Source organism: Streptomyces sp. NPDC058773 (assembly GCF_042746015.1).
Classification (GTDB): domain Bacteria; phylum Actinomycetota; class Actinomycetes; order Streptomycetales; family Streptomycetaceae; genus Streptomyces.
The window spans coordinates 134,995-156,780 of sequence record NZ_JBHYPE010000004.1; the positions used below are offsets into that span (position 1 = coordinate 134,995).

At 71.8% G+C, this 21,786-nt stretch carries 18 protein-coding genes; 17 read left to right on the forward strand and 1 reads right to left on the reverse strand.

Annotation, left to right across the window (positions count from 1 at the left end; all coding sequences use genetic code 11):
- The first annotated feature begins 71 nt into the window (after positions 1–71).
- From ACFW5B_RS05415 to ACFW5B_RS05475, 13 genes are all read left to right on the forward strand, one after another.
- Positions 72–1,094 carry an aspartate carbamoyltransferase catalytic subunit gene (locus ACFW5B_RS05415; RefSeq protein ID WP_386433591.1) on the forward strand — a complete coding sequence of 341 codons (1,023 nt, stop codon included), beginning with the start codon at positions 72–74 and terminating at the stop codon, positions 1,092–1,094.
- Positions 1,095–1,098: 4 nt separating this feature from the next.
- On the forward strand, positions 1,099–2,385 hold the full coding sequence (locus ACFW5B_RS05420; protein ID WP_386433594.1) for a dihydroorotase: 1,287 nt from the start codon (positions 1,099–1,101) through the stop codon (positions 2,383–2,385).
- The gene (locus ACFW5B_RS05425) at positions 2,382–2,993 is read left to right on the forward strand and encodes a hypothetical protein (RefSeq protein WP_386433597.1); all 612 of its coding nucleotides are present in this window, start codon (positions 2,382–2,384) and stop codon (positions 2,991–2,993) included. The genes ACFW5B_RS05420 and ACFW5B_RS05425 overlap by 4 nt, the downstream gene beginning before the upstream one ends.
- Positions 2,990–4,132, forward strand: coding sequence for a glutamine-hydrolyzing carbamoyl-phosphate synthase small subunit (gene carA, locus ACFW5B_RS05430; RefSeq protein ID WP_386433600.1), 1,143 nt, complete (start codon positions 2,990–2,992; stop codon positions 4,130–4,132). The genes ACFW5B_RS05425 and carA overlap by 4 nt, the downstream gene beginning before the upstream one ends.
- Positions 4,125–7,436 (forward strand): carbamoyl-phosphate synthase large subunit, encoded by a 3,312-nt coding sequence (carB, locus tag ACFW5B_RS05435; protein WP_386433603.1) that lies wholly within the window; start codon positions 4,125–4,127, stop codon positions 7,434–7,436. Before carA ends, carB begins: the two co-directional genes overlap by 8 nt.
- A gap of 84 nt (positions 7,437–7,520) precedes the next feature.
- Positions 7,521–8,630 (forward strand): quinone-dependent dihydroorotate dehydrogenase, encoded by a 1,110-nt coding sequence (locus ACFW5B_RS05440; protein ID WP_386433606.1) that lies wholly within the window; start codon positions 7,521–7,523, stop codon positions 8,628–8,630.
- The gene (pyrF, locus tag ACFW5B_RS05445; protein WP_386433609.1) at positions 8,627–9,484 is read left to right on the forward strand and encodes an orotidine-5'-phosphate decarboxylase; all 858 of its coding nucleotides are present in this window, start codon (positions 8,627–8,629) and stop codon (positions 9,482–9,484) included. Before ACFW5B_RS05440 ends, pyrF begins: the two co-directional genes overlap by 4 nt.
- 215 nt (positions 9,485–9,699) lie before the next feature.
- Positions 9,700–10,023: an integration host factor gene (locus ACFW5B_RS05450; RefSeq protein WP_006607450.1), complete on the forward strand. Its 324-nt coding sequence runs from the start codon at positions 9,700–9,702 to the stop codon at positions 10,021–10,023.
- Between the two features lie 39 nt (positions 10,024–10,062).
- Entirely contained in the window at positions 10,063–10,683 is a 621-nt protein-coding gene (gene gmk, locus ACFW5B_RS05455) for a guanylate kinase (protein WP_386433612.1), read from the forward strand.
- A 70-nt stretch (positions 10,684–10,753) separates the two neighbouring features.
- Positions 10,754–11,026, forward strand: coding sequence for a DNA-directed RNA polymerase subunit omega (gene rpoZ, locus ACFW5B_RS05460; protein WP_005319902.1), 273 nt, complete (start codon positions 10,754–10,756; stop codon positions 11,024–11,026).
- A gap of 101 nt (positions 11,027–11,127) precedes the next feature.
- Positions 11,128–12,363 (forward strand): bifunctional phosphopantothenoylcysteine decarboxylase/phosphopantothenate--cysteine ligase CoaBC, encoded by a 1,236-nt coding sequence (coaBC, locus tag ACFW5B_RS05465; RefSeq protein WP_386433615.1) that lies wholly within the window; start codon positions 11,128–11,130, stop codon positions 12,361–12,363.
- Between the two features lie 252 nt (positions 12,364–12,615).
- Positions 12,616–13,824, forward strand: a complete 1,209-nt coding sequence (gene metK, locus ACFW5B_RS05470) for a methionine adenosyltransferase (RefSeq protein ID WP_159479646.1) — start codon at positions 12,616–12,618, stop codon at positions 13,822–13,824.
- Positions 13,825–13,937: 113 nt separating this feature from the next.
- A complete protein-coding gene (locus ACFW5B_RS05475; protein WP_386433619.1) occupies positions 13,938–16,076 on the forward strand; it encodes a primosomal protein N' in 2,139 nt (712 codons plus the stop codon).
- 134 nt (positions 16,077–16,210) lie between these two features.
- Here ACFW5B_RS05475 and ACFW5B_RS05480 read toward each other — a convergent pair whose 3' ends face one another.
- Complete coding sequence (locus ACFW5B_RS05480) at positions 16,211–16,765, reverse strand: hypothetical protein (RefSeq protein ID WP_386433622.1); 555 nt, start codon at positions 16,763–16,765, stop codon at positions 16,211–16,213.
- A gap of 248 nt (positions 16,766–17,013) precedes the next feature.
- On the opposite strand from ACFW5B_RS05480, the gene fmt reads away from it, so the two are divergent.
- From fmt to ACFW5B_RS05500, 4 genes are all read left to right on the forward strand, one after another.
- Complete coding sequence (gene fmt, locus ACFW5B_RS05485) at positions 17,014–17,958, forward strand: methionyl-tRNA formyltransferase (protein WP_386433625.1); 945 nt, start codon at positions 17,014–17,016, stop codon at positions 17,956–17,958.
- A gap of 331 nt (positions 17,959–18,289) precedes the next feature.
- On the forward strand, positions 18,290–19,723 hold the full coding sequence (locus ACFW5B_RS05490; protein WP_386433628.1) for an RsmB/NOP family class I SAM-dependent RNA methyltransferase: 1,434 nt from the start codon (positions 18,290–18,292) through the stop codon (positions 19,721–19,723).
- 110 nt (positions 19,724–19,833) lie between these two features.
- Positions 19,834–20,517, forward strand: a complete 684-nt coding sequence (rpe, locus tag ACFW5B_RS05495) for a ribulose-phosphate 3-epimerase (protein ID WP_386433631.1) — start codon at positions 19,834–19,836, stop codon at positions 20,515–20,517.
- 219 nt (positions 20,518–20,736) lie between these two features.
- Entirely contained in the window at positions 20,737–21,753 is a 1,017-nt protein-coding gene (locus tag ACFW5B_RS05500) for a sugar-binding transcriptional regulator (RefSeq protein ID WP_386433634.1), read from the forward strand.
- The last annotated feature ends 33 nt before the right edge of the window (positions 21,754–21,786 follow it).

The following is a 21,786-nucleotide window of genomic DNA, read 5'->3' on the forward strand; positions in this document are numbered from 1 at the left end:
ACCCCGGGCCCGCAGGCATGCCCGCTCAACGGACATTCCCGTACACCTCCTTCACTCACGGAGAAAACCGGATGAAGCGTCACCTCATCTCGGCCGCCGACCTCACGCGCGACGACGCCGTCCTGATCCTCGACACCGCCGAGGAGATGGCCCGGGTCGCCGACCGGCCGATCAAGAAGCTCCCCACCCTGCGTGGACGCACGGTCTGCAATCTCTTCTTCGAGGACTCCACCCGGACCCGGATCTCCTTCGAGGCCGCCGAGAAGCGGCTCTCCGCGGACGTCATCAACTTCGCCGCCAAGGGGTCCAGCGTCTCCAAGGGCGAGTCCCTCAAGGACACCGCCCAGACCCTGGAGGCGATGGGCGTCGACGCCGTCGTCATACGGCACAGCGCCTCCGGCGCCCCCTACCGGCTCGCCAACTCCGGATGGATCGACGCTCCCGTCATCAACGCCGGCGACGGCACCCACCAGCACCCCACCCAGGCCCTGCTCGACGCCTTCACCATGCGGCGCCGGCTCATCGGCCCGGACGCCGGGCTGGGACAGGACCTGAGCGGGCGGCGCATCACCCTCGTCGGTGACGTGCTCCACAGCCGCGTAGCGCGCTCGAACGTCGACCTCCTGCACACCCTCGGCGCCGAGGTCACCCTCGTCGCCCCGCCCACCCTGGTGCCGGTCGGCGTCGAGACCTGGCCGTGCGAGGTGTCCTACGACCTCGACCGCGTCCTGCCGAAAACCGACGCCGTGATGATGCTGCGGGTGCAGCGCGAGCGGATGAACGCCGCCTTCTTCCCGACCGAGCGGGAGTACTCGCGCCGCTACGGCCTGGACGGCGAGCGGATGGCGCGGATGCCTGAGCACGCCCTCGTGATGCACCCCGGCCCGATGGTCCGCGGTATGGAGATCACCGCCGAGGTCGCCGACTCCGACCGCTGCACGGTCGTCGAGCAGGTGGCCAACGGCGTCTCCGTCCGCATGGCCGTCCTGTACCTGCTGCTCGGCGGCAACGAGCCCGCCCACCCGTCGCCCGCCACCACCCAGCGATCGAGGCGCTTCGCGCCGCAGTCCGAGTCCCGTACCGAGGAGAAGTAAGACCATGAGCAAGATCCTGATCCGCGGTGCGAAGGTGCTCGGCGGCGAGGCCCAGGACGTCCTGATCGACGGCGAGACCATCGAGGCCGTAGGCGCCGGGCTGTCCGCAGAGGGCGCCGACGTCATCGAGGCCGGGGGCAAGATCCTTCTGCCGGGCCTCGTCGACCTGCACACCCACCTGCGCGAGCCGGGCCGCGAGGACTCCGAGACCGTGCTGACCGGTACCCGGGCGGCCGCCTCCGGCGGCTACACCGCGGTGTTCGCCATGGCCAACACCTTCCCCGTCGCCGACACCGCCGGCGTCGTCGAGCAGGTCTACCGCCTCGGCCAGGAGCACGGCTACTGCGACGTACAGCCCATCGGTGCCGTCACCGTCGGCCTGGAGGGCAGCAAGCTCGCCGAGCTGGGCGCCATGCACGAGTCCGCCGCCGGGGTCACCGTCTTCTCCGACGACGGCAAGTGCGTGCACGACGCCGTGATCATGCGCCGCGCCCTGGAGTACGTGAAGGCCTTCGGCGGCGTCGTCGCGCAGCACGCCCAGGAGCCGCGGCTCACCGAGGGCGCCCAGATGAACGAGGGCATCGTCTCGGCGGAGCTGGGGCTCGGGGGCTGGCCGGCGGTGGCCGAGGAATCGATCATCGCCCGGGATGTCCTGCTCGCCGAGCACGTGGGCTCGCGGGTGCACATCTGCCACCTGTCGACCGCCGGCTCCGTCGAGATCGTCCGCTGGGCCAAGTCCCGCGGCATCGACGTCACCGCCGAGGTCACGCCGCACCACCTGCTCCTCACCGACGAGATGGTGCGCACCTACAACCCCGTCTACAAGGTCAACCCGCCGCTGCGCACCGAGCGCGACGTGATGGCCCTGCGCGAGGCCCTCGCCGACGGCACGATCGACATCGTCGCCACCGACCACGCCCCGCACCCGCACGAGGACAAGGACTGCGAGTGGGCCGCGGCCGCCATGGGCATGGTGGGCCTGGAGACCGCGCTGTCGGTCGTGCAGCAGACGATGGTCGAGACCGGCTTGCTGACCTGGGAGGCCGTCGCGGACCGGATGTCCTACGCGCCCGCGCGGATCGGGCAGGCCAAGGGCCACGGCCGTCCCGTCTCGGCTGGTGAGCCCGCCAACCTCACGCTGGTCGATTCCGCTTACCGTGGAGAGGTGGACCCCGCGGGCTTCGCCTCCCGCAGCCGCAACACCCCCTACGAGGGCCGTGAGCTGCCGGGACGCGTCACCCACACCTTCCTGCGGGGCCGGGCAACGGTTGTCGACGGGAAGCTGGCGTGACTCCTCCACTGATCCACCTGGCCGAAGCGCAGAAATCCGCGCCGGTCACCGACTGGGCCGCACGGATCGGCTGGGTCGTCGGCCTGCTGGTCTTCGTGGTCTTCGTCTACTGGCTGATGCGTCAGGGCTGGAAGTGGCGCGGCACGCTCCAGGGCGATCTGCCCGAGCTGCCGTCCACCCCGGACGGCCTCGGTGAGCCGAAGCTGACGCTCAGCGGCCGCTACCACGGCTCCACCACCGCCGGGCAGTGGCTCGACCGGATCGTGGCCCGCGGTCTGGGCACCCGCAGCCGCGCCGAGCTGACCCTGACCGACCAGGGCCTGGACGTCGTACGGCCGGGCGCGGAGGACTTCTTTGTGCCGGCCGCCGCACTGCGCGGCGCCCGCCTCGACAAGGGCATCGCCGGCAAGGTCCTGCCCGAGGGCGGCCTGCTGGTCGTCACGTGGCGGCACGGGGACAAGGAGATCGACTCCGGTTTCCGCTCCGACCGCGCGGGCGAGCACCCGGCCTGGGTCGAGGCCCTGAACCAGCTGAGCACCACCGAGCACAGCACCACCGAGCACCACACCAGCACCACCGAGCACACCGAAACGGAAGGCGCACGATGACGACCTCCACCAGGGGGACCGCCAAGATCCCCGCCGTACTCGTCCTGGAGGACGGCCGCACCTTCCGCGGCCGCGCCTACGGGGCCGTGGGGGAGACCTTCGGCGAAGCGGTGTTCTCCACCGGCATGACCGGCTACCAGGAGACACTGACCGACCCCTCGTACCACCGCCAGGTCGTCGTCATGACAGCCCCGCACATCGGCAACACCGGTGTGAACGACGAGGACCCCGAGTCGCAACGGATCTGGGTCTCCGGCTACGTCGTCCGCGACCCCGCCCGGATCCCGTCCAACTGGCGCTCGGTGCGCTCGCTGGACGACGAGCTGGTCGCCCAGGGCGTCGTCGGCATCAGCGGCGTCGACACCCGCGCGCTGACGCGGCACCTGCGCGAGCGCGGCGCCATGCGCGTCGGCATCTTCTCCGGCGAGGCGCTGCCCGACGAGGGCACGATGCTGGCCAAGGTGCGCCAGGCCCCCGAGATGCAGGGCGCCGACCTGTCCACGCAGGTCGCCACCAAGGAGGCCTACGTCGTCCCGGCGATCGGCGAGAAGCGCTTCACCGTCGCCGCGGTCGACCTGGGCATCAAGGGCATGACCCCGCACCGGATGGCCGAGCGCGGCATCGAGGTGCACGTCCTGCCCGCCACCGCCACCGTCGAGGACGTCTACGCGGTCAACCCGGACGGCGTGTTCTTCTCCAACGGCCCCGGCGACCCGGCCACCGCCGACCACCCGGTGTCCGTCATGCAGGGTGTCCTGGAGCGGAAGACCCCGCTGTTCGGCATCTGCTTCGGCAACCAGATCCTGGGCCGCGCCCTGGGCTTCGGCACGTACAAGCTCAAGTACGGCCACCGCGGCATCAACCAGCCGGTGCAGGACCGTACGACCGGCAAGGTCGAGGTCACCGCGCACAACCACGGATTCGCCGTCGACGCCCCGCTCGACAAGGTCTCCGACACCCCCTTCGGCCGCGCCGAGGTCTCCCACGTCTGCCTCAACGACGACGTGGTGGAGGGCCTGCACCTCCTCGACCAGCCGGCCTTCAGTGTCCAGTACCACCCCGAAGCCGCCGCGGGTCCGCACGACGCCGCGTACCTCTTCGACCGCTTCGTTTCCCTGATGGAGGGCCAGCGTGCCTAAGCGCACCGATATCCAGTCCGTCCTGGTCATCGGCTCCGGCCCGATCGTCATCGGCCAGGCCGCCGAGTTCGACTACTCCGGTACCCAGGCCTGCCGGGTCCTCAAGTCCGAGGGCCTGCGCGTCATCCTGGTGAACTCCAACCCGGCGACGATCATGACCGACCCGGAGATCGCCGACGCCACCTACGTCGAGCCGATCACCCCGGACTTCGTCGAGAAGATCATCGCCAAGGAGCGCCCCGACGCGCTCCTGCCGACCCTCGGTGGCCAGACGGCCCTGAACACGGCCATCTCGTTGCACGAGGCCGGCACCCTCGACAAGTACGGCGTCGAGCTGATCGGCGCCAACGTCGAGGCGATCAACAAGGGCGAGGACCGCGACCTGTTCAAGGAGGTCGTCGAGGCCGTCAACGCCAAGATCGGCCACGGCGAGTCCGCCCGCTCGGTCATCTGCCACTCCATGGACGACGTCCTCAACGGCGTCGAGGAGCTCGGTGGTTACCCCGTCGTCGTCCGCCCCTCCTTCACCATGGGCGGCGCCGGCTCCGGCTTCGCCCACGACGAGGAGGAGCTGCGCCGGATCGCCGGACAGGGCCTGACGCTCTCGCCGACCACCGAGGTGCTCCTGGAGGAGTCCATCCTCGGCTGGAAGGAGTACGAGCTGGAGCTGATGCGCGACAAGAACGACAACGTCGTGGTCGTCTGCTCCATCGAGAACTTCGACCCGATGGGCGTGCACACCGGCGACTCGATCACCGTCGCCCCGTCGATGACGCTCACCGACCGGGAGTACCAGACCCTGCGGGACATCGGCATCGCCGTGATCCGCGAGGTCGGCGTCGACACCGGCGGCTGCAACATCCAGTTCGCGGTCAACCCCGAGGACGGCCGGGTCATCGTCATCGAGATGAACCCCCGCGTCTCCCGCTCCTCGGCACTGGCCTCCAAGGCCACCGGCTTCCCGATCGCGAAGATCGCTGCCCGGCTCGCCGTCGGCTACACCCTCGACGAGATCCCCAACGACATCACCGAGAAGACCCCGGCCTCCTTCGAGCCGACCCTCGACTATGTCGTCGTCAAGGTGCCGCGCTTCGCCTTCGAGAAGTTCCCGGTCGCCGACGCCACGCTCACCACGACCATGAAGTCGGTCGGCGAGGCCATGGCCATCGGCCGGAACTTCCCCGAGGCCCTCAACAAGGCCCTGCGCTCCCTGGAGAAGAAGGGCAGCCAGTTCGACTTCGTCAGCGAGCCGGGCGACAAGGCCGCGCTGCTGAAGAAGGCCGAGGTCCCGACCGACGGCCGGATCAACACCGTCATGGCGGCGATCCGGGCCGGCGCCACCCCGCAGGAGGTCTTCGACGCCACGAAGATCGACCCGTGGTTCGTCGACCAGCTCTTCCTCGTCAAGGAGATCGCCGACGAGATCGCCGCGGCCGACAAGCTCGACCCGGAGATCCTCGCCGACGCCAAGCGCTACGGCTTCTCCGACGCCCAGATCGCCGCGATCCGCGGGCTGCGCGAGGACGTCGTCCGCGAGGTCCGGCACTCCCTCGGCGTCCGCCCGGTCTACAAGACGGTCGACACCTGCGCCGCCGAATTCGCCGCGAAGACGCCGTACTTCTACTCGTCCTACGACGAGGAGACCGAGGTCGCGCCGCGCGAGAAGCCGGCCGTGATCATCCTCGGCTCCGGCCCCAACCGCATCGGCCAGGGCATCGAGTTCGACTACTCCTGCGTCCACGCCTCGTTCGCGCTCAGCGACGCCGGCTACGAGACCGTGATGGTCAACTGCAACCCGGAGACCGTCTCGACGGACTACGACACCTCCGACCGTCTGTACTTCGAGCCGCTGACGCTCGAAGACGTGCTGGAGATCGTGCACGCCGAGACCCAGGCGGGCCCGGTCGCCGGTGTCGTCGTCCAGCTCGGCGGGCAGACCCCGCTGGGCCTGGCGCAGGCGCTCAAGGACAACGGCGTGCCGATCGTCGGCACCTCGCCCGAAGCCATCGACCTCGCCGAGGAGCGCGGCGCCTTCGGCCGGGTGCTGACCGAAGCCGGACTGCCGGCCCCCAAGTACGGCACCGCCTTCTCCTTCGGCGAGGCCAAGCAGATCGCCGCCGAGATCGGCTACCCGGTGATGGTCCGCCCGTCGTACGTGCTCGGCGGCCGCGGCATGGAGATCGTCTACGACGAGCCCTCGCTGGGCGAGTACCTGGAGCGGCACGCCGGTCTGATCGACCGGCACCCGGTCCTCATCGACCGGTTCCTCGACGACGCCATAGAGATCGACGTCGACGCGCTCTACGACGGCCACGAGCTCTACCTCGGCGGCGTCATGGAGCACATCGAGGAGGCCGGCATCCACTCCGGCGACTCCGCCTGCGCGCTGCCCCCGATCACCCTCGGCGGCTTCGACATCAAGCGGCTGCGGGCCTCGACGGAGGCCATCGCCAAGGGCGTCGGCGTCCGCGGACTGATCAACATCCAGTTCGCGATGGCCGGGGACATCCTCTACGTCCTGGAGGCCAACCCCCGCGCCTCCCGTACGGTCCCCTTCACCTCGAAGGCCACCGCCGTACCGCTGGCCAAGGCCGCCGCCCGGATCTCGCTGGGCGCGACCATCGCCGAGCTGCGCGCCGAGGGCATGCTGCCCAAGGCGGGCGACGGCGGCACCCTGCCGCTGGACGCGCCGATCTCGGTCAAGGAAGCCGTGATGCCCTGGTCGCGGTTCCGTGACATCCACGGCCGCGGTGTCGACACCGTCCTCGGCCCGGAGATGCGCTCCACCGGCGAGGTCATGGGCATCGACTCGGTCTTCGGCACCGCGTACGCCAAGTCCCAGTCCGGCGCCTACGGGGCGCTGCCCACCAAGGGCCGCGCGTTCGTCTCCGTCGCCAACCGGGACAAGCGCTCGATGATCTTCCCGGCCCGTGAGCTGGTCGCGCACGGCTTCGAGCTGCTCGCCACCTCCGGCACCGCCGAGGTGCTGCGCCGCAACGGCATCAACGCCACCGTGGTGCGCAAGAACTCCGAGGGCGAGGGCCCGAACGGCGAGAAGACCATCGTCCAGCTGATCCACGACGGCCAGGTCGACCTGATCGTCAACACCCCCTACGGCACCGGCGGCCGGCTCGACGGCTACGACATCCGTACCGCCGCCGTCGCCCGCGGCGTCCCCTGCCTGACCACGGTCCAGGCGCTGGCGGCCGCCGTCCAGGGCATCGAGGCCATGTCCCGCGGTGATGTGGGCGTACGTTCCCTCCAGGAGCACGCCGAACATCTCACCGCGGCCCGCCAGGAGTAGCGGCCGGGAGGGGGACACCACAACGGTGTCCCCCTCTTCATGAGCCCTGGAAAACCTCCTCAGCGCGGAAGGCACCACCCGACGATGTACCGCCTCTTCTTCCAACTGATCTTCAAGCGCATGGACCCGGAGCAGGCCCACCACCTGGCCTTCCGCTGGATCCAGCGGGCCGTGCGCATCCCCGTGCTGCGTACCTTCCTCGCGGCCGCGCTCGCGCCCCGCCACAAGGAGCTGCGCACCGAGGCCCTGGGCCGCCGGATGCACGGCCCGTTCGGCCTGGCCGCCGGCTTCGACAAGAACGCCGCCGCCATCGACGGGATGACCATGCTCGGCTTCGACCATGTCGAGATCGGCACGGTCACCGCCCAGCCGCAGCCCGGCAATCCCAAGAAGCGGCTGTTCCGGCTCGTACCGGACCGCGCGCTGATCAACCGGATGGGCTTCAACAACGACGGCTCCGCCTCCGTCGCCGCCCGGCTCGCCGCCCGCAATCCGGTCTTCCCCACCACCGTCGGCGTCAACATCGGCAAGACCAAGGTCGTCCCCGAGGCCGAGGCGACCGCCGACTACGTCACCTCCACCGAGCGGCTCGCCCCGCACGCCGACTACCTGGTCGTCAACGTCTCCTCCCCGAACACCCCGGGGCTGCGCAACCTCCAGGCCGTCGACCACCTGCGGCCGCTGCTGACCGCGGTGCGCGAGGCCGCCGACCGTACGGTCACCGACCGCCGGGTCCCGCTGCTGGTCAAGATCGCCCCGGACCTCGCCGACGCGGACGTGGACGCGGTCGCCGACCTCGCCCTCGAACTCGGCCTGGACGGGATCATCGCCACCAACACCACCATCGCCCGCGACGGTCTCGGGCTGACCTCCGACCCGAAACTGACCGCCGAGACCGGCGGACTGTCCGGCGCGCCCGTCAAGCAGCGCTCCCTGGAGGTGCTGCGCCGCCTCTACGCCCGCGTCGGCGACAAGATCACCCTCATCGGGGTGGGTGGCATCGAGAACGCCGAGGACGCCTGGCAGCGCATCCTCGCCGGCGCCACCCTCGTCCAGGGCTACAGCGCGTTCATCTACGAGGGCCCGTTCTGGTGCCGCGCGATCCACAAGGGGCTGGCCGCCCGTCTGCGCAACAGCCCCTACGCCACCCTCGCCGACGCCGTCGGCGCCGAGCACAAGAAGGTGACCGCATGACCCAGGAAGCCGTCACCCACCCGCCGGTCCCCTTCGGGGCGCGCCTCCGGCAGGCCATGGACACCCGCGGCCCGCTCTGCGTCGGCATCGACCCGCATGCCTCGCTGCTGGCCGACTGGGGCCTGAACGACGATGTCGCGGGCCTGGCGCGGTTCACCCGGACCGTGGTGGAGGCCCTCGGCGACACGGTCGCCGTCTTCAAGCCGCAGTCTGCGTTCTTCGAGCGCTTCGGCTCGCGCGGCCTGGCCGTCCTGGAGACCGCCGTCGTCGAGGCGCGCGAGCGCGGTGCCCTGGTGGTGATGGACGCCAAGCGCGGCGACATCGGCTCCACCATGGCCGCCTACGCCGAGACCTTCCTGCGCCCGGACTCCCCGCTGTTCTCGGACGCGCTGACGGTCTCCCCGTACCTCGGATACGGCTCGCTCCGGCCGGCCGCCGACCTGGCCCGCGAGAGCGGCGCCGGACTCTTCGTCCTCGCGCTCACCTCCAATCCGGAGGGCGCGGAGGTCCAGCGGGCGGTGCGCGAGGACGGCAGCACCCTCGCGGCGACGATGCTCGGCCATCTTGCCGCCGAGAACGCCGGCGCCGAACCGCTCGGCTCCTTCGGCGCGGTCGTCGGCGCCACCCTCGGCGATCTCTCCTCGTTCGATCTGGCGATCAATGGTCCGCTGCTCGCCCCCGGCATCGGCGCGCAGGGCGCCACCCCCGCCGACCTGCCGAAGGTCTTCGGGAACGCCGTTCACAACGTCGTCCCGAGCGTCAGCCGGGGGGTGCTGCGGCACGGTCCGGACCCCGCGGCGCTGCGAGCTGCGGCGGACCGATGGGCCGGCGAAGTGCGCACCGCGCTCGCCTAGGAGCGTAAAGACGGGGAGTTTGGTCCCGAAATGTCCTGGTCAGCTGAGTCTGACCAGGACTTTTCGTCTGTTCTCGCTGACTCCGGCGCCCTTGCCCGCTAGTCTCCGTCGAGAGCACTGCACGTAAGCGCGTTGCTCGTTGCTCCGCACATGCGGGGTGACTAGGTTCCACACTGGTCCGTATCCGACAGTTCGACATCCGAGGTGACGTAGGCGTGGCTCTTCCGCCCCTTACCCCTGAACAGCGCGCAGCCGCGCTCGAGAAGGCCGCCGCGGCTCGCCGGGAGCGCGCCGAGGTCAAGAATCGGCTCAAGCACTCCGGTGCTTCCCTCCATGAGGTCATCAAGCAGGGCCAGGAGAACGACGTCATCGGCAAGATGAAGGTCTCCGCCCTGCTGGAGTCCCTGCCGGGCGTCGGCAAGGTCCGCGCCAAGCAGATCATGGAGCGGCTCGGCATCTCCGAAAGCCGCCGTGTCCGGGGTCTTGGCTCCAACCAGATCGCGTCGCTGGAGCGCGAGTTCGGCAGCACCGCTTCCTGAAATTTTCCGGCATCACCGGGAAGCTGGAATAATCGCTGCATGAGTTCTGCAGTCTCCCGGGGGACGACCCCCGCGCCCCCGGCCAGACAACCGCGACTGACCGTGCTCTCCGGCCCCTCCGGGGTCGGCAAGAGCACGGTCGTTGCGCATATGCGCAAGGTCCACCCCGAGGTCTGGCTCTCGGTTTCGGCCACCACCCGCAAGCCGCGACCCGGTGAGCAGCACGGTGTCCACTATTTCTTCGTCGAGGGCGAGGAATTCGACAAGCTCGTCGCCAATGGCGAGCTGCTCGAATGGGCCGAGTTCGCGGGCAATCGCTACGGCACCCCCCGCAAGGCGGTGCTGGACCGTCTGGAGTCCGGGGAGCCGGTCCTGCTGGAGATCGATCTGCAGGGCGCCCGCCAGGTCCGCGAGTCCATGGCGGAGGCCGAGCTGGTCTTCCTGGCCCCGCCGAGCTGGGACGAGCTGGTCCGCCGGCTCACCGGCCGGGGCACGGAGGCGCCGGAGGTCATCGAGCGCCGTCTGGCCGCCGCCAGGATCGAGCTGGCGGCGGAGAAGGAGTTCGATGTGACGCTTGTCAACACCTCCGTCGAGGACGTCAGCCGTGAGCTGCTAGCCTTGATGCTGAATCGATCCGAGGACCAGAACTCCAGCGGCTGACCGCGCAGCTCCCCGGATCGTCCGAAACTTTTCGTTCCACCCCGCTCCATTCCCCTTCGGAAGGTAGAGAGTGTCCTCTTCCATCACCGCACCCGAGGGCATCATCAACCCGCCCATTGATGAGCTTCTCGAGGCCACCGACTCGAAGTACAGCCTGGTGATCTACGCCGCCAAGCGCGCGCGCCAGATCAACGCGTACTACTCGCAGCTCGGCGAGGGCCTGCTCGAGTACGTGGGCCCCCTCGTCGACACCCACGTCCACGAGAAGCCCCTCTCGATCGCGCTCCGCGAGATCAACGCGGGTCTGCTGACGTCCGAGGCCATCGAGGGCCCCGCCCAGTAAGCAGCGCACTGACGTACCCAAGGGCCCGGCGGAGCATCCGCCGGGCCCTTGGTGTGTCATAGGGGCATACGTAGGGACCTAGCCCGGGGAGCGGCGAAGCGATGGACAAGCGGGAGCGGGAGCGGCCCAGGGTCGTCCTGGGGGTCAGCGGCGGGATCGCCGCGTACAAGGCGTGCGAGCTGCTGCGGCGGCTGACCGAGTCCGGGCACGACGTGCGGGTGGTGCCGACCGCTTCGGCGCTGCACTTCGTCGGGGAGGCCACCTGGTCGGCGCTCTCCGGCAACCCGGCGACCACCGAGGTCTGGGAGTCCGTCCACGAGGTCCCGCACGTCCGGATCGGCCAGGGCGCCGATCTCGTCGTGGTCGCCCCCGCCACCGCCGACATGCTGGCCAAGGCCGCCCACGGCCTCGCCGACGATCTGCTGACCAACACCCTGCTCACCGCCCGCTGTCCGGTGATCTTCGCCCCGGCGATGCACACCGAGATGTGGGAGAACCCCGCCACCCAGGAGAACGTCGCCACCCTGCGCCGCCGGGGCGCGCTGGTCATCGACCCCGCGGTCGGCCGGCTGACCGGCGTCGACACCGGCAAGGGCCGCTTCCCCGACCCGGCCGAGATCTTCGAGTTCTGCCGCCGGGTGCTGGCCCGCGGCGACCGGGCGACGGAGCGGGACCTCGCCGGGCGGCATGTCGTCATCAGCGCGGGCGGCACCCGCGAGCCGCTGGACCCCGTCCGCTACCTGGGCAACCGCTCCTCCGGCAAGCAGGGCTACGCGCTCGCCCGTACGGCGGCTGCCCGCGGCGCCCGGGTCACCCTGGTCGCCGGCAACACCGAGCTGCCCGATCCGGCCGGGGTGGACGTGGTCCACATCGGTACCGCCCGTCAGCTCCGCGAGGCCGTGCTGAAGGCCGCCGCGGATGCCGACGCGGTGGTGATGGCCGCCGCCGTGGCCGACTTCCGCCCGGCCGTCTACGCCACCGGCAAGATCAAGAAGGTCGAGGGCCAGGAGCCGGACCCCATCGCCTTGGTACGAAATCCGGACATCCTCGCCGAACTCTCCGCCGAGCGGGCCCACCCGGGTCAGCTCGTGGTCGGCTTCGCCGCGGAGACCGACGAGGTGCTCGCCAACGGCCGCGCCAAGCTCGCCCGCAAGGGCTGTGACCTGCTGGTCGTCAATGAGGTGGGCGAGCAGAAGGCGTTCGGCTCGGCGGAGAACGAAGCGGTGATCCTCGCCACCGACGGAACCGAGACCCCGGTGCCGTACGGACCCAAGGAATCCCTGGCCGAAACGGTCTGGGACCTGGTCGCGCCCCGCCTGGCCGAGACTCGTCGCTGAGCCGCCGAACCGGCCCCGGAATCACTCCGTCAGCCCTGCAAAATCGGGCATGTCCCCTTGACCCGGCACATCCTCAAGGTGATCGTCCTACCGTAAGGCGCGGTGTCCCAGGTCACGGGGGGTCCATAAATCGAGACCGCGTGCCCGGATGCCGCATACGACCGATAAACTGGCGAGTGGATCGGGCCGAGCGCAGCTCTCGGCCCTTCCGCCAATGATCAGCCAGCAGCCGCTGCAACCCCAGGGAGCGATGTGTCCCGCCGCCTGTTCACCTCGGAATCCGTCACCGAGGGCCACCCCGACAAGATCGCTGACCAGATCAGCGACACCATCCTCGACGCTCTCCTCAAGGAAGACCCGACGTCCCGGGTCGCCGTGGAGACGCTGATCACCACCGGCCTGGTGCACGTGGCCGGCGAGGTGACGACGAAGGCGTACGCCGACATCCCCAACCTCGTCCGCAACAAGATCCTGGACATCGGTTACGACTCGTCCAAGAAGGGCTTCGACGGCGCTTCCTGTGGCGTCTCGGTGTCCATCGGCGCGCAGTCCCCGGACATCGCCCAGGGCGTCGACACCGCGTACGAGAACCGCGTCGAGGGCGATGACGACGAGCTGGACCGGCAGGGCGCGGGCGACCAGGGCCTGATGTTCGGCTACGCCTGCGACGAGACCCCGGAGCTGATGCCGCTCCCGATCAACCTCGCGCACCGCCTGTCCAAGCGCCTGTCCGAGGTCCGCAAGAACGGCACCATCCCCTACCTCCGTCCCGACGGCAAGACCCAGGTCACCATCGAGTACGACGGCCACAAGGCCGTCCGCCTCGACACCGTCGTGGTGTCCTCGCAGCACGCCAGCGACATCGACCTGGACTCGCTGCTCGCGCCCGACATCCGCGAGTTCGTCGTCGAGCACGTCCTCAACCAGCTGGTCGAGGACGGCATCAAGCTGGACACCGACGGCTACCGGCTGCTGGTCAACCCGACCGGGCGCTTCGAGATCGGCGGCCCCATGGGTGACGCCGGTCTGACCGGCCGCAAGATCATCATCGACACCTACGGCGGCATGGCCCGCCACGGTGGCGGCGCCTTCTCCGGCAAGGACCCGTCCAAGGTCGACCGCTCGGCCGCCTACGCGATGCGCTGGGTCGCCAAGAACGTCGTCGCCGCCGGCCTCGCGGCCCGCTGCGAGGTCCAGGTCGCCTACGCCATCGGCAAGGCCGAGCCGGTCGGTCTCTTCGTCGAGACCTTCGGCACCGCCACCGTCGACACCGACAAGATCGAGCAGGCCATCGGCGAGGTCTTCGACCTCCGCCCGGCGGCGATCATCCGCGACCTCGATCTGCTCCGTCCGATCTACGCCCAGACCGCCGCCTACGGCCACTTCGGCCGTGAGCTGGAGGACTTCACCTGGGAGCGCACCGACCGCGTCGAGGCGCTGAAGAAGGCCGCGGGGCTGTAAGTCCCGTACCACCCGTGTGACAAGCCACGGCCCCGGACCGCTCGCCGGTCCGGGGCCGTCGGTTGTCCACAGGCCGCCCGGCACTGTCCGTGCGGTCTGCTAAGACTGATGCTGTGAGCAGGGAGAACGGGCGACCGGAGGCGGGGGCCTCGGATGCGGGCGAGCAGTTGGCCCTCATCCGGGAGGCCGTGCGGGAGACCAAGGCGGAGCGGGCGAAGCCGCGGACCTGGCGGGGCGCCGAGCTGGCGGCGGACCTGCCGGTGGCGCGGGTGCTGGTCGACAAGGGGCTGGTGCACCTCGACCGCTATTTCGACTACGCGGTCCCGGCGGCGATGGACCAGGAGGCGCAGCCCGGGGTGCGCGTCCGGGTGCGCTTCGGGGCGGGCGAGAAGGGCGGCCGGCGCGAGGGCGGCAAGCTGGTCAGCGGGTTCATCGTGGAGCGGGCCGCGGAGAGCGACTTCCGGGGGGTGCTCGCCCCGATCGCGCAGGTGCTGTCGTCCGAGCGGGTGCTGACGCCCGAGCTCCTGGCGCTGTGCCGGTCGGTCGCGGACCGCTATGCCGGCACGCTCGCCGATGTGGTGCAGCTGGCGGTGCCTCCGCGCAGGGCGCGCGCGGAGGCCAAGCCGTCGCCCGCCCCACTGCCGCCCAACTCCCCCCCGGAGCCCGGAAGTTGGGAGCGCTACGGCGCAGGCGCCGGATTTCTGGCGGCGCTGACCCGGGGGGACGCGCCACGGGCGGTATGGACGGCGCTGCCCGGGGTGACCTGGCCGCAGGAGCTGGCGCGGGCGGTCGCCGCGACGCTGGCGGGCGGGCGCGGCGCGCTGGTCGTGGTGCCGGACGGGCGGGCCGCGGCGCGGGTGGACGCGGCGCTCGGCGAGCTGATCGGAGCGGGCCGACATGTGCTGCTGACCGCCGACGCCGGGCCGGAGGAGCGCTATCGCCGCTGGCTGGCGGTCAGCCGGGGCGCGGTCCGTGCCGTGGTGGGGACCCGGGCGGCGATGTTCGCGCCGGTCGCCGGACTGGGCCTGGTCGCCCTCTGGGACGACGGGGACGCCAGCCACAGCGATCCGCACGCCCCGCAGCCGCATGCCCGCGAGGTCCTCATCCAGCGGTCGGTCCATGAGCGCGCCGGATTCCTGCTGGGCGGGCTGAGCTGCACGGTCGAGGCGGCCCAGCTGGTCGAGACGGGCTGGGCGCGCCCGCTGACCGCCGAACGCGAACAGGTCCGCGCCGCCGCGCCGCTGGTGCGTACGGTCGGCGACGGTGACGAGGCGAGGGACGCCGCCGCGCGGGCCGCCCGGCTGCCGACGATGGCCTGGCAGGTGGTCCGGGAGGGTCTCCAGCGCGGACCGGTGCTCATCCAGGTCCCGCGCCGGGGATATGCGCCCCGGCTGGCGTGCGAACGGTGCCGTACCCCCGCGCGCTGCCGGACCTGCGCGGGACCGCTGGAGTCGCAGGACGCCGGCGAGCTGTGCTGCGGCTGGTGCGGACGGCCGGAGCCGGACTGGCACTGCTCCGAGTGCGGCGGTGCGCGGCTGCGGGCGCAGATCGTGGGGGCACGGCGGACCGCGGAGGAGCTGGGCCGGGTGTTCCCCGCGGTTCCGGTGCGGACCTCCGGGCGGGACCATGTGCTGGCCACGGTCCCCGGTGCCCCCGCGCTCGTGGTGAGTACCCCGGGCGCCGAGCCGGTGGCCGAGGGCGGCGGGTATGCGGCGGCGCTGCTGCTGGACGGCTGGGCGCTGCTGGGGCGGCCGGATCTGCGGGCGGGGGAGGAGGCGCTGCGCCGCTGGCTGGGCGCCGCCGCGCTGGTCCGTGGCCAGGCGGCGGGCGGCACGGTCGCGGTGATCGCGGAGCCGACGCTGCGGCCGGTGCAGGCGCTGGTGCGCTGGGACCCGGTCGGCCATGCGGTCCGTGAGCTGGCCGAGCGGGCCGAGCTGGGGTTCCCGCCGGTGTCGCGGATGGCCTCCGTGGCAGGCCGCGGCGAGGACGTCGCCGAGCTGCTGAGATCCGCCCAACTCCCCGAAGGCGCCGAGGTGTTGGGGCCCGTACCACTGCCGGTCCCGGACCCGGCGCGTCCGCGCCGTCCGGGCGACCCGCCGCCGGGCGAGCAGTGGGAGCGTGCTCTCGTGCGGGTCCGTCCCGGTCAGGGCGCGGCCCTCGCCGCCGCGCTCAAGGCCGCCCGCGCGGCCCGGCTGGTCAAACGGGAGGGCGAGGCCGTACGCGTCCGGATCGACCCGCCGGACCTGGGGTGAGGGGCGGCCGCGCACACGGCGCTGCTCCGCACACGGCGCCGCCCCCGGGCATGGCGCCGCCCCGGGACCGAGGTCGGCGTCCCGGGGCGTTGGCGAGCGGCGTGGGGGCGAAGGCGCCCGGTGTCGCGGGTGGTTCAGCCGTTGCGGGGCCCGGGGAAGGCGCCCGGCCGGGCCGGCTCGTCGCGGGTGACGGCGGAGGGCTGGGCCGGCATGGCGCGGGCGGCCGGGACGGCCGCGGAACCCGGCAGCCCCGCGGCCACGGTGACCGCGCGGGTCGCCGAGGACTCGGGCGAACGCACCGCCGGCTCGGCGCCGTTGCCCTCCGCGGCCGACTGGGTCGTGGCTCTGCGGGAGCCGTAACGGCGGTGTACCGCCTGTTTGGTGACGCCCAGCGCCGAGCCCACCGCGTCCCAGGAGAATCCCAGCGAACGGTCGAAGTCGACCGCGGCCGTGACGAGGGTTTCGACGCTGTCCCGCAGTTCCTGGGCGAGGCGCACCGTCGGAGCGGGCGCGCGTCCGTAGACGACGAAGCCCGCGGAGGGGCCCGTGCGCCGCGGCCGGTAGACGTTGCCGAGCTGAGCGGTCAGCGTGCGCAATGCGTCCACCTGCCGGCGCACCCGTTCGATGTCCCGCACCAGGAGATGCAGGCTGGCGCGCGCCTGGGCGTCGTGGGTTGCGTGGTCGGCCATGAGCAAGCCTCTCGAACCGGCGTGGAATAGGAAGGATGAAAACGAGCGGGCCGCCAAAGCGGCCCGGTCGGGTCAATGCTGTTTGACCAACGCGACAGGAGCGGCTCTGGTCACGGTATGGGGGCGTACGAGCTTCCTTACGAGGCGCGGGAAATGGTGTACGCCCCCTGGATGCACCGCCCACGGCCCGGGACGGCCCCATAGACTGGTGTGTCGTTCCGCTGCGTGTGAGAGGTAGTTCGCCACCCATGAGGCTTGTCTTCGCCGGCACCCCCGAGGTCGCCGTACCCGCCCTCGATGCCCTGATCGCCTCGGACCGGCACGAGGTCGTGGCCGTGGTGACCCGGCCCGACGCCCCCGCCGGACGCGGCCGGAAGCTGGTCGCCAGCCCCGTCGCGGAGCGCGCGGAGGAGGCGGGCATCGAGGTGCTCAAGCCCGCCAAGCCGCGCGACGAGGACTTTCTGGCCCGGCTGCGGGAGATCGCGCCGGACTGCTGCCCGGTGGTCGCCTACGGTGCGCTGCTGCCGAAGTCCGCGCTCGACATTCCCGCCAAGGGGTGGGTCAATCTGCACTTCTCGCTGCTGCCCGCCTGGCGGGGCGCGGCGCCCGTGCAGCATGCGGTGCTCGCGGGCGACGAGGTGACCGGCGCCTCGACCTTCCAGATCGAGACCGGTCTGGACTCCGGCCCTGTCTTCGGCGTGCTGACCGAGGAGGTCCGGCCGACGGACACCAGCGGCGATCTGCTCACCCGGCTGGCGTTCGCCGGTTCCGGGCTGCTGGTGGCGACGATGGACGGCATCGAGGACGGCACGCTGCAGGCGGTGCCGCAGCCGGCCGACGGTGTCACGCTCGCCCCGAAGATCGAGGTCGAGGACGCGAAGGTGGACTGGGCGGCGCCCGCGCTGCGGGTCGACCGGGTGATCCGCGGCTGCGCGCCCGCACCCGGCGCCTGGACGGTCTTCCGCGGTGAGCGCCTGAAGCTGATGTCGGCCAACTCGGCTACGGAACACGGGGAGTTGGACCTGGCGCCCGGCGAACTCGCCGTCTCGAAGAAGGCGGTCCACGTCGGCACCGGCAGTCACGCCCTGGAACTCAACTGGGTCCAGCCGCAGGGCAAGAAGCCCATGAAGGCGGCGGACTGGGCGCGCGGCGTACGCATCGAGGCGGGGGAGCGGCTGGGGGACCGGCCGTAGGGGGTGGGCGAACACATCCCGTAGGGGATGCGAGCGCCCCCTGCGGGGCCACAACGTGGCGGGGCGGGCGGTTATTCCCGAGCGGCCCGCCCACTCGCGCCGCCTGCCGCGCCGTGGCCCCCACGCCGCGTCCCGCGCGCCAACCACTGCCCGCGCCACCCACCGTGTCGCGGCCTCTGTGCCTTGGTCCCCGCGCCGCTCACCACGCCGCGCTGCCCGCTGCGCCCCATCCCTCATCCCACCTCTCACCCCCTCCCTCCCCGGGGTCGCCGCCATCCGGTCCGCGTAGGCTGGGAGGGATCCCTCTTCTCGTATCCGGAGCACCTTTTCTGTGAGTCAGCAGCCGCGCCGTCGCCCCAGCAAGCCCCATCGCCGCCCGCAGAAGGACCCGGTCCGGATCCTTGCGTTCGAGGCGCTGCGGGCCGTCGACGAGCGCGACGCCTACGCGAATCTGGTCCTGCCGCCGCTGCTGCGCAAGGCGCGTGAGGGCGGCGACTTCGACGCCCGGGACGCGGCGCTGGCGACCGAGCTGGTGTACGGCTCGCTGCGCCGGCAGGGGACGTACGACGCGATCATCGCGCAGTGCGTGGACCGGCCGCTGCGGGAGGTGGACCCGCCGGTGCTGGACGTGCTGACGCTCGGGGCGCATCAACTGCTCGGCACCCGCATTCCGACGCACGCCGCGGTCAGCGCCAGCGTCGAGCTGGCCCGGGTGGTGCTCGGCGACGGCCGGGCGAAGTTCGTCAACGCCGTACTGCGCAAGGTCGCGGCCCATGACCTGGACGGCTGGCTGGAGCGGGTCGCCCCGGAGTACGACGAGGACCCCGAGGACCACCTCGGCATCGTGCATGCCCACCCCCGCTGGATCGTCTCGGCCCTGTGGGACGCGCTCGGCGGTGGCCGGGCCGGTATCGAGGACCTGCTGGAGGCGGACAACGAACGCCCCGAGGTGACCCTGGTGGCCCGGCCCGGCCGGAGCACCACCGAGGAGCTGATGGCGGCGGCCGGCGAGGAGAGCACGCTCCCCGGGCGGTGGTCCCCGTACGCGGTGCGGCTCGCGGAAGGCGGAGAGCCGGGCGCGCTGGACCCGGTCCGCGAGGGGCGCGCCGGGGTGCAGGACGAGGGCAGCCAGCTCGTCGCCCTGGCGCTGGCCAACGCGCCCGTCGAGGGCCCCGACCGCGCCTGGCTCGACGGCTGTGCCGGCCCCGGCGGCAAGGCGGCGCTGCTGGCGGCGCTCGCCGCGCAGCGCGGCGCCGCCCTGCTGGCGTCGGAGAAGCAGCCGCACCGTGCGCGCCTGGTGGCCCGTGCGCTGGAGGGCAACCCCGGCCCGTACGCGGTCATCGCGGCCGACGGCACCCGCCCCGCCTGGCGGCCCGGCGCCTTCGACCGGGTGCTGGTGGACGTCCCGTGCACCGGTCTGGGCGCGCTGCGCCGTCGTCCGGAAGCCCGCTGGCGCCGTCGTCCGGAGGATCTGGACGGCTTCGCCCCGCTCCAGCGCGAGCTGCTGCGGCAGGCGCTCGCGGCGGTCCGGATCGGCGGTGTCGTCGGCTATGCGACCTGCTCACCGCATCCGGCCGAGACCCGGGCCGTGGTGGACGACGTCCTCAAGGGACGGGGCGGCGACCCGGTCGAGGCGGAGTGGATCGACGCCCGCCCGCTGATGCCCGGCGTACCGGCCCTCGGCGACGGCCCGGACGTCCAGCTGTGGCCGCATCTGCACGGCACGGACGCGATGTATCTGGCGTTGCTGCGGCGCACCGGCTGAGCGGGTGGGGCGCGAGGCGGTGAGCTGAGCCCTCAGGAGCTTGGGCCTCCGCCGCACCCGTGACCGTCCCCCCTCCTCCGACCCTCGCCCCGCACGCCATACTGGGGGGCATGGCCTTGATCAACCCCAGCATTCTGTCCGCCGACTTCGCCCGCCTCGCCGAGGAGGCGAAGGCCGTCGAGGGCGCCGACTGGCTGCACGTCGACGTCATGGACAACCACTTCGTCCCGAATCTCACCCTCGGCGTGCCGGTCGTGGAATCGCTGAGCAAGGCGACGGACACCCCGCTCGATCTGCATCTGATGATCGAGGACCCGGACCGCTGGGCGCCGCAGTACATCGAGGCCGGGGCCGGTTCCGTGACCTTCCACGTGGAGGCCGCCGCCGCGCCGGTGCGGCTGGCGCGGGAGATCCGGGCCAAGGGCGCGCGGGCGTCGATGGCGCTGAAGCCGGCCACGCCGATCGAACCGTACGAGGACCTGCTGCCCGAGCTGGACATGCTGCTGATCATGACCGTGGAGCCGGGCTTCGGCGGCCAGGCGTTCCTGGACATCATGCTGCCGAAGATCCGCCGCACCCGTGAGCTGATCTCCAAGCACGGGCTTCAGCTGGCGCTCCAGGTGGACGGCGGGGTCTCCGAGGCCACCATCGAGCGGTGCGCCGAGGCCGGCGCCGATGTGTTCGTCGCGGGCTCCGCGGTGTACGGCGCGGACGATCCGGCGAAGGCGGTCCGCGACCTGCGGGAAAAGGCCGAGACGGCGACCGCGGCGGCGGGCTGGGGCTGCGCGCACTGAATTTCGGAAGGGGGCGTGGGCGGCCCGGTCGATTCCGGTCACGGGAATTTCCCCGTGGCCCGGCGGAGCCGCCCCTTGTCCGTGGCGCTACCCAGCGTTCACGAGGGTCGGGACCCCGATGGTCCCCGCTGCCCCCGGGTTTCTGAAAGGATGAGCAAAGACTCGATCAGATGCGCAAAAGGGGAGAATTTCGTGGTAGCCAGCCGCCCACAGTCCGGAATGGGCCCTGCCGAGCTGGTGCAGGCCGCGGCAATGGCCCGCCGTTTCTATCTTGAGGGCAAGTCGAAGATTCAGATCGCGGAGGAATTCGGCGTCAGCCGGTTCAAGGTCGCGCGGGTGCTGGAGACGGCGCTGGAGCGTGATCTCGTACGGATCGAGATCCGGGTGCCCTCCGAGCTGGACGCCGAACGCTCCGACGCCCTGCGGGCCCGCTACGGCCTGCGGCACGCGGTGGTCGTCGAGTCGCCCGCCGACGCTCCCCCCGCCTTCGGCGGCCAGACCCCGCCCGAGGACGCCGCCGACCCGGAGAACCTCGGCGAGGTCGCGGCCGACCTGCTGGGCGAGCTGGTCGCCGAGGGCGATGTGCTGGGGCTGGCCTGGGGCCGGTCGACCATTCACATGGCCGCCGCGCTGCACCGCCTCCCGCCGTGCACCGTCGTGCAGTTGACCGGTGTCTACGACGCGGGCACCGCCGACCGTGGCTCCGTCGAGGCGGTGCGCCGTGCGGCCGACGTCTCCGGCGGCGAGGCGCACCCGATCTACGCGCCGATGCTGCTGCCCGACTCGGCGACCGCCGAGGCGCTGCGCCACCAGACCGGCATCGCCCGCGCCTTCGACTACTTCGACAAGGTCACCGTCGCCTGTGTCTCCATCGGCTCCTGGGAGCCGGGCGTCTCCACCGTCTACGACATGCTGACGGACCAGGAGCGGGAGCACTACGCCTCGCTGGGTGCCGCCGCCGAGATGTCGGCGCACCTCTTCGACGCCGAGGGGCGGCGGATCGGCCGGGACCTCGGTGAGCGGTGCATCACCGTCGAGGCGGACCGGCTGCGCCGCATCCCGGAGGTCGTCGCCATCGCGGGCGGCCGGCGAAAGGCCGCCGCGATCGGCGCGGTGCTGCGCTCCGGGCTGGTGACGAGCCTGGTCACGGACACCGCGGCGGCCGACCACCTGCTGCTGGAGACCGGCCCGGGGCCGCGCCCCGCACTGGACCGGGCGGACCCTGACGGGGCGTGACACAGGCCGGGGGCGAAGTGGCCGGGCCTGGCT

Coding starts and splice junctions, on each gene's coding strand:
- rpe (WP_386433631.1), top strand. CDS start 19,834: ATGGCCTTGATCAACCCCAGCATTCTGTCCGCCGACTTCGCCCGCCTC.
- ACFW5B_RS05420 (WP_386433594.1), top strand. CDS start 1,099: ATGAGCAAGATCCTGATCCGCGGTGCGAAGGTGCTCGGCGGCGAGGCC.
- fmt (WP_386433625.1), top strand. CDS start 17,014: ATGAGGCTTGTCTTCGCCGGCACCCCCGAGGTCGCCGTACCCGCCCTC.
- pyrF (WP_386433609.1), top strand. CDS start 8,627: ATGACCCAGGAAGCCGTCACCCACCCGCCGGTCCCCTTCGGGGCGCGC.
- ACFW5B_RS05480 (WP_386433622.1), bottom strand. CDS start 16,765: ATGGCCGACCACGCAACCCACGACGCCCAGGCGCGCGCCAGCCTGCAT.
- ACFW5B_RS05415 (WP_386433591.1), top strand. CDS start 72: ATGAAGCGTCACCTCATCTCGGCCGCCGACCTCACGCGCGACGACGCC.
- ACFW5B_RS05500 (WP_386433634.1), top strand. CDS start 20,737: ATGGGCCCTGCCGAGCTGGTGCAGGCCGCGGCAATGGCCCGCCGTTTC.
- carA (WP_386433600.1), top strand. CDS start 2,990: ATGACGACCTCCACCAGGGGGACCGCCAAGATCCCCGCCGTACTCGTC.
- ACFW5B_RS05440 (WP_386433606.1), top strand. CDS start 7,521: ATGTACCGCCTCTTCTTCCAACTGATCTTCAAGCGCATGGACCCGGAG.
- gmk (WP_386433612.1), top strand. CDS start 10,063: ATGAGTTCTGCAGTCTCCCGGGGGACGACCCCCGCGCCCCCGGCCAGA.
- coaBC (WP_386433615.1), top strand. CDS start 11,128: ATGGACAAGCGGGAGCGGGAGCGGCCCAGGGTCGTCCTGGGGGTCAGC.